At 69.3% G+C, this 7,149-nt stretch carries 6 protein-coding genes and 1 pseudogene; 1 reads left to right on the top strand and 6 read right to left on the bottom strand.

What is annotated here, in order from left to right; translation table 11 throughout:
• From SACHA_RS24720 to SACHA_RS0100095, 5 genes are all read right to left on the bottom strand, one after another.
• Positions 1 to 1,069 (bottom strand): ABC transporter ATP-binding protein (locus SACHA_RS24720; RefSeq protein ID WP_019806221.1); only part of this gene is annotated, 1,069 nt, incomplete at its 3' end.
• A complete protein-coding gene (locus SACHA_RS0100110) occupies positions 1,066 to 2,061 on the bottom strand; it encodes an ABC transporter ATP-binding protein (RefSeq protein ID WP_019806220.1) in 996 nt (331 codons plus the stop codon). The genes SACHA_RS24720 and SACHA_RS0100110, both read right to left, overlap by 4 nt.
• Positions 2,062 to 2,067: 6 nt before the next feature.
• Entirely contained in the window at positions 2,068 to 3,048 is a 981-nt protein-coding gene (locus SACHA_RS0100105) for an ABC transporter permease (RefSeq protein ID WP_019806219.1), read from the bottom strand.
• A gap of 3 nt (positions 3,049 to 3,051) precedes the next feature.
• Positions 3,052 to 4,077: an ABC transporter permease gene (locus tag SACHA_RS0100100; RefSeq protein ID WP_019806218.1), complete on the bottom strand. Its 1,026-nt coding sequence runs from the start codon at positions 4,075 to 4,077 to the stop codon at positions 3,052 to 3,054.
• 10 nt (positions 4,078 to 4,087) lie between these two features.
• Entirely contained in the window at positions 4,088 to 5,764 is a 1,677-nt protein-coding gene (locus tag SACHA_RS0100095; RefSeq protein ID WP_019806217.1) for an ABC transporter substrate-binding protein, read from the bottom strand.
• A gap of 309 nt (positions 5,765 to 6,073) precedes the next feature.
• Here SACHA_RS0100095 and SACHA_RS0100090 point away from each other — a divergent pair, with 309 nt between their 5' ends.
• The gene (locus SACHA_RS0100090; protein ID WP_019806216.1) at positions 6,074 to 6,943 is read left to right on the top strand and encodes an SAM-dependent methyltransferase; all 870 of its coding nucleotides are present in this window, start codon (positions 6,074 to 6,076) and stop codon (positions 6,941 to 6,943) included.
• 43 nt (positions 6,944 to 6,986) lie between these two features.
• On the opposite strand, the pseudogene SACHA_RS24210 reads toward SACHA_RS0100090, so the two are convergent.
• Positions 6,987 to 7,149 (bottom strand): annotated as a pseudogene (locus tag SACHA_RS24210) (uridine kinase); the annotation flags it as partial.

Raw genomic sequence — 7,149 nt, 5'->3', positions numbered from 1 at the left:
AGCGCGGGGACAGGCGGCCGGCCAGGATGTCCTCGGCGTAGTGGCAGGCCACGCGGTGTCCGTCGCCCAGGTCCCGCAGGTGCGGGCGGTCGGTGTCGCACAGCGTCTCCTGCCGCCACGGGCAGCGGGTGTGGAACCGGCAGCCGCTCGGCGGGTCCGACGGTGACGGCAGGTCGCCGGTGAGCAGGATCTGCTCCCGGGTGTCCTCCACCGTCGGGTCCGGCACCGGGACCGCCGAGAGCAGCGCCTTCGTGTAGGGGTGCCGCGGCTCGGCGTAGAGCGAGTCCGCGTCGGCCTCCTCCACCAGCGCGCCCAGGTACATCACGCCGATCCGGTCGGAGATGTGCCGCACCACGGCCAGGTCGTGCGCGATGACGACGTAGGTCAGACCGAACTCCTCCTGCAGCTCCTCCAGCAGGTTGAGCACCTGGGCCTGCACCGACACGTCCAGTGCCGACACCGGCTCGTCGGCGACGATCAGATCCGGCCGCAGCGCCAGCGCCCGCGCGATGCCGATGCGCTGCCGCTGGCCGCCGGAGAACTCGTGCGGGTACTTGCGCAGCGCGGTGCGCGGCAGCCCGACCGCGTCCAGCAGTTCGACCAGCCGCTGCCGGGTGGACTCCCGGTCGGTGTCCAGTCCGTGCGCCCGCATCCCCTCGATCAGCAGCGACTCCACCGACTGCCGCGGGTCCAAACTGGACAGCGGATCCTGGAACACCATCTGCATGCGTTTGCGGGTACGCCGCAGCGACTCCCCCTTGAGGGCGGAGAGGTCGTCGCCGTCGAAGGTGATGCGGCCCCCGCTGGGTTCGATCAGCCGCAGCAGCGCCCGGCCGAGGGTGGTCTTGCCGCACCCGGACTCGCCGACCAAGCCGTAGGTCTCACCCCGGTTCACCCGCAGACTCACCCCGTCCACCGCGTAGACGTGGCCGACGGTGCGGTCGAACAGCACCCCGCTCTTGATCGGGAAGTGCACCGTCACGTCGTCGAGCGCGAGCAGTTCCCCGCCCTCGTCCACGTCGGTCGGCGAGGCCGGGGTGTGGTCCGTGGTCGTGGATTCCGTCGTCATCGTGCTCCCTCCGCCACCGCGGCCCCGGTTTCGACCGGGTTGTGGCAACGCAGCATCCCACCCCGGTCGTCGGCCAGCCCGGGCGCGTCGGTCCAGCAGGCCTCGACCGCGTTCGGGCACCGCGGCGCGAACGCGCACCCCTGTGACCAGGGGATGTTGTCGGCCACCGAGCCCCGCACCGGCACCAGCTTCTCCCCGCGCGGCGCGGTCAACCGCGGGATCGAGGCCAGCAGGCCGTGGGTGTACGGGTGGCGCGGTTCGGCGAACAGCGCGTGCCGCTGCGCACGTTCGACGATCCGCCCGCCGTACATGACGTTGACCTCGTCGCACAGCCCCGCCACGACCCCGAGGTCGTGCGTGATCATGATGAGCGCGGTGTCCGTCTCGGCCACCAGATCCCGCAGCAGCCGCAGGATCTGCGCCTGGATCGTGACGTCCAGCGCCGTGGTCGGCTCGTCGGCGATGAGCAGCTTCGGCGCACACGCCAGCGCGATGGCGATGAGCACCCGCTGCCGCATCCCGCCGGAGAGCTGGTGCGGGTACTCCCGCACCCGGCGCTTCGGGTCCGGGATGCCGACCCGGCCCAGCAGCTCGACGGCCTCCGCCTTCGCCTGCTTCCGGGTCAGGTCCCGGTGCCGCAGCAGCACCTCGGTGAGCTGCACCCCGATCTCCACGACCGGGTTCAGCGAGGACAGCGGATCCTGGAACACCATGCCGAGATCGCGCCCGCGCCGGGTGTCCATCTCCTTCGCGGAGAGGCCGAGCAGTTCCTCGCCCGCGAACCGGGCCGAACCGTCGATCTCCACACCGGCCGACGGCAGCAAACCCATCAACGCCAGCGAGGTGACCGACTTGCCGCACCCGGACTCACCGACCAGCCCGACCGTGCGGCCGGGCTCGACGTCGAAGCTGATCGAGTCCACGGCGGTGGTGGACGGCTCGCCCCTGCGGTGGAAGGTGACCGACAGGTCCCGGACTTCGAGCAGTGCCATCGCCGGTCACCGCCTCTGACGTGGGTCGAGGGCTTCCCGCAGGGACTCGCCGACGAGCGTGAACCCGAGCGCGACCACCACGATGCAGGCCGCGGGCCAGAACGCGAGGTGTGGCTGCGAGTCGAAGTAGTCCTGCGCGTTGCCGAGCATCTGTCCCCATTCGGGTATCGAGTCGTCCGCCGCACCGAGGCCGAGGAACGACAGCGCGGCGGCGTCCAGGATCGCGATGGCCAGCACCAGAGTGGACTGCACGATCACCGGTCCCAGCGAGTTCGGCAGGATGTGCCGGAACACGATGGCGCCGCGCCGGACCCCGAGCGCCCGCGCGGCGAGCACGTGGTCGCTCTCCCGGACGCTGAGCATCGTGCCGCGCAGCAGCCGCGCGAAAATCGGTATCTGCACGATCGCGACGGCCAGGATCACCGAGAACTGCGTCTGCTGCGCGAACAACGCCCCGATGGACACCGCCAGCAGCAGCGACGGGATCGACAGCAGCACGTCGACCACGCGCATGACGAACGTGTCCACCCAGCCGCCGAACGCGCCCGCGAGGGTGCCGAGCACCAGGCCGCCGCCGAGTCCGATGATCGTGGCCAGCACCGCCACCATCAACGTCTGCTGCGAACCGAGCAGCACCCGGGACAACAGGTCCCGGCCGTACTGGTCGCCACCGAGTGGATGCCCCGGCTGCGGGGGCGGGATCTCGTTGCGGGCGTTGGAGACCTGCTCCTCCAGCATCCGCAATCCCGGATCGTGCGGGGCCAGCAGCGGTGCCAACAGTGCCAGCAGCACGAACAATCCGATGATCGTCGCACCGACCAGGAACAACGGATTGCGCCGCAGCCTGCGCCAGGCCGAGACGGCCAGGCTCACCCCCTCGGCGCCGCCGGACGGGTCCGGTTCCACACCGGAGCCGGTGCCGCCCGCCGGGGACCGGCCCGCCGTCTCGGCGAGCCGGTCGATCTTCGTGGCACGGGACGAGGCCATGAGTTACGACCCCACCTTCTGTGCCGACCGGATCCGCGGGTCGATCAGCGCGTACGAGAGGTCGACCACGAGGTTGACCAGCACGTACGCCGACGCCGCGGCGATGATGACCACTTGCAGCACGGGGAAGTCCTTGCGTTCGAATCCGAGCGCCAGCGCCTCGCCGATGCCGTGCCAGGCGAACACGGTCTCGGTGAGCACCGCCCCCGACAACAGCGCACCGGTCTGCAGGCCGATCGTGGTGACCACGGGCAGCATCGCGTTGCGCATGATGTGCCGGTCCCGGATCACCCGGCTCGCCAGCCCCTTCGAGCGGGCGGTGCGCACATAGTCCTCGTCCAGCACGTCCAGCACGGACGCGCGGGTGATCCGGAAAATCACCGCGAACGGGATCGAGGACAGCGCGGCCGCGGGCAGCAGCAGGTGCACCAGCGCGTCGAGTGCGGCGTCCCACTCCCGGGTGAGCAGACCGTCGAGCACGAAGAACCCGGTCACCCGGGTCGCGTCGAGTCCGACGCTCTGCCTGCCGCCGGTGGGCAGGATCCCGAGCTCGATCGAGAGCACGTACTTGAGCAGGAACGCCAGGAAGAAGATCGGGATGGAGATCCCGACCAGCGAACCCATGATGCCCAGGTTGTCCAGCCACCCGCCGCGCCTGCGCGCGGCGATGTAGCCGAGCGGAATCGCGGTGACCAGCGCGATGAGGATCGCCGCGAGACTCAGTTCGACGGTGGCGGGAAATCGTTCGAGGAACAGTTCCGAGGCGGGCTTGCCGGGCGAGACACCGGTCGAGGTGCCGAAGTCGCCGCTCAGTGCCCGCCCGAGGAAGGCGAAGTACTGCACGATGATCGGCTCGTCGAGCCCGAGGGTCTGGCGCAGCTCCGCCCTGCTCTCCGCGGTGCCGCGGTTCCCGAGCAGGGCCGAGACCGGCCCTCCCGGGAGTGCCCGCAGCCACGCGAAGAGCAGGACGGACAGGACGAACATGACGAGTACGAGTTGCAGTACCCGTCGGACGGTGTAACGGAGCACGTGTCGGTTCTTACTCCGAGCCGATGCTGACCGTGGCGAACTCCTCCTTGGTCAACGGGCTGGGCACCAGCCCCTCGACCTCGGGCGCCACCACGATGGCGGGCGGGGAGTGCGACAGCGGGATCGCGGGCAGGTACTCCGACATCAGCTTCCGGTTGATCTCCTGGTACGCCGCCTTCCGTTCCGCGTCGTCCACGATGGAGTTCGCGTCCTGGAGTTCCTGGGCGAGCTTGGCACCCCACGGCGACGAGGCGGTGTGGAACTGCCCCTCGGGGTCGTTGAAGAAGCTGCCGAGGAAGTTGTTCGGCGAGTTGTAGTCACCGGTCCAGCCCAGCAGGAACAGCTGCGCCCGGGATTCCTCGACGTCGTCGATGTAGCCGCCGGTCCACGGCTTGCTGACCGCCTCGACGGTGATGCCGGCCTCTTCGAGATCCTGGCGGAGCGCGCCGTAGACGGCCTCCGGGTTCGGCATGTACGGCCGGGTGACCTGGGTCGGCCACCAGAACTCGACCGTCAGGTCCTCGTGTCCGGCCTCGGCCAGCAGCTGCTTGGCCTTGGCCGGGTCGTGCGGGTACTCCTGGACGTCCTCGGCGTAACCGTCCACCGAGTCCGGGTACATCTGCTTGGCGACCTCGGAGTTCTCCGGCATGATCGAGCTGACGAGGTTGTGCCGGTCGAGGGCGTACGCCAGTGCCTTGCGCACCTTCAGATCCTGCAGTGCCGGGTTGTTCTTCTGGGTGATGCCCAGGTACAGGATGTTGAACGGGTCCCGGATCTTGACGTCGAAGCCCGCTTCCTTCAGCGCGGCCCAGTCCGCGGGCGACGGCAGGTCGTAGCCGTCGATGTCGCCGGCCTCCAGCGCCTGCCTGCGGGCGGTCTCGTCCGGGATCACGCGGAAGATGAGCTCGTCCACCTTGGCGGGCTCACCCCAGTAGTCGTCGTTGCGGTTCAGGGTGATCGTGCCGTTCGCCTCGTCCCACGAACCGAAGGTGAACGGCCCGGTCCCGGTCGGGTGTTTCCGGGCGTACTCGGAGAAGACGAAGCTGTCGCCCTGGGCCTTGACGTCGTTGGCCTTGTGCTCGTCCATCGCCGTCGGGCTCTGCATGGCGAAGGCGTCCTGGCTCAGCATCGTCGGGAAGTCCGCGGTGAACCGGGTCAGCTCCAGCTCGACGGTGTGCTCACCGGTCGCGGTGCAGGACTTGTACAGCGAGTCCTTGTCGTCCTCGGCGAACCCGCCGAAGTTGTTGATCCAGTAATAGGACAGCGCCGCGGAGGCGCCCGCACCGGTCTGGTTGTACATGCGCTCGAAGTTGGCGCAGACCGCTTCGGCGTCGAACGGGGTGCCGTCGTGGAAGGTCACGCCCTCCTGGAGGGCGAACTTCCAGGTCGTGCCCTCGTCGTTGGTGGCCTCCCACTCCTTGGCCAGCTCGGGCTCCAGCTCGGCGGTGCCCGGCTTGATGCCGACCAGGTTCTCGTACATCTGCCGCGTCACGCGGAACGTCTCGCCGTCGGAGGCGTAGAACGGGTCGAAGTTCGCCGGGGCGCCCGCGGCACCGAAGACGAACGTGTCGCCACCCTCACCGGATCCCCGGTCGGACTCGGCACACGCGGCCATGGAGAACGCGAGCGCGCCCGCGAGCCCGGTCAGGGCTGCGCGGCGCCATCGGCCCACCCGCAACTGATGCATGTTGACACCTCTTGAGCGAACAGCGGTTCGAACCCACGCCCTGTCCGGACGTGGCGGATGTCGGGACCCTAGCGGTTATCGGACGTTCACTTAACCCCCGGAAGTTACGATCCTGACACGACATCGCCCGATGTGATCGAAAATAGCTCGCGTCAGTCACGCTATGTAGCGAGCATGCCGGTAGTCGTTACCCTGATCGCGGATCCCTGACCCGATCCTCCGCGGCGATCCCGGGCGCCCGTTCGTGACCGATCGCGATCCCGTGATTACGATCATCCGGCACGGTACGCGCTGAAAGGGACGGTTCGGATGCCCTCTGACGACCAGGCCAGCACGAACGCGACCGCGGACGGTCCGGAGCACGACAACGGAGGCGGCACGTCCCCCGACGTCGTGGTTCTCGACGACGGGGTCCCCACCGCCGCCCGTGTCTACGACGTGATGCTCGACGGCAAGGACAACTACGCGGTCGACCGCCAGGTGGCGCACGCGAGCCTCGACGTGATGCCGGAGCTGAAGGAGATCGCGCAGCACAACCGGGCGATGCTGCGCCGGGTGGTCCGCCACGCCGTCGAACAGGAGGGGGTCACCCAGTTCCTCGACCTCGGTTCGGGACTGCCGACCGTGGGCAACACCCATGAGGTCGCACAGGAAGCGGACCCGAACGCCCGGGTGGTCTACGTCGATATCGACCCGATCGTGCTCGTGCACGGCAGGGCGATCCTGGCGGACAGCGAGCGGACCCGGGTCGTGACCGCCGACATCCGCGAACCCCGCGAGGTACTCGACCATCCCGACATCCGGGAACTGATCGACTTCGAGAAGCCGGTCTGCGTGATGCTGTGCGGAATCCTGCACCACATCCTCGACGAGGAGGACCCGAACGGGATCGTCGCCGCACTGCGCGACGCGGTGCCGTCCGGTTCGCTGTTCTTCATCACCAACTTCACCCGGCTCGGCGACACACCGGAGAGCGCCGAGCTGGAGCGGGTCCTGCTTGAGCAGCTCGGCACCGGCAGGGTGCGCACCCCGTCCGAGCTCACCCGGCAGTTCGACGGTCTGGAACTGCTGCCCCCGGGCCTCGTTCCGCTGCCGATGTGGCGGCCCGACGAGCTCGTCACCGATCCCACGACCGTGGGGGTGCGGTTCATGACCGGCGGCCTGGCCCGGAAACCGTAGGCTCCGCGCCTCGCTCCGGTGAGCGACCGTGTCGGCCGGTGCGTCACCAGCGGGGAATGACGTCGGTCGTGGCCACGCGGTGGGTCGCGTGGCCACCGGTCAGGTCCACCGCGTACCAGCCGCGCTCGAACCGTTGCCACGCCGCCAGGTGCGGCCGGGTGTCCTCGCCGTCGCGGGCCACCGCACGCTCCAGACGCGCCGCCGGG

Origin of the sequence: Saccharomonospora halophila 8, assembly GCF_000383775.1 — a bacterium.
Classification (GTDB): Bacteria; Actinomycetota; Actinomycetes; order Mycobacteriales; family Pseudonocardiaceae; genus Saccharomonospora; species Saccharomonospora halophila.
The sequence above is the reverse complement of the archived record's forward strand: the minus strand, read 5'-3'. Positions and strand labels throughout refer to the sequence as shown.

What these genes read in the sequence shown, in the direction of transcription:
- SACHA_RS0100090 (WP_019806216.1), top strand. Translation starts at nt 6,074, where the DNA reads ATGCCCTCTGACGACCAGGCCAGCACGAACGCGACCGCGGACGGTCCG.
- SACHA_RS0100105 (WP_019806219.1), bottom strand. Translation starts at nt 3,048, where the DNA reads ATGGCCTCGTCCCGTGCCACGAAGATCGACCGGCTCGCCGAGACGGCG.
- SACHA_RS0100095 (WP_019806217.1), bottom strand. Translation starts at nt 5,764, where the DNA reads ATGCATCAGTTGCGGGTGGGCCGATGGCGCCGCGCAGCCCTGACCGGG.
- SACHA_RS0100110 (WP_019806220.1), bottom strand. Translation starts at nt 2,061, where the DNA reads ATGGCACTGCTCGAAGTCCGGGACCTGTCGGTCACCTTCCACCGCAGG.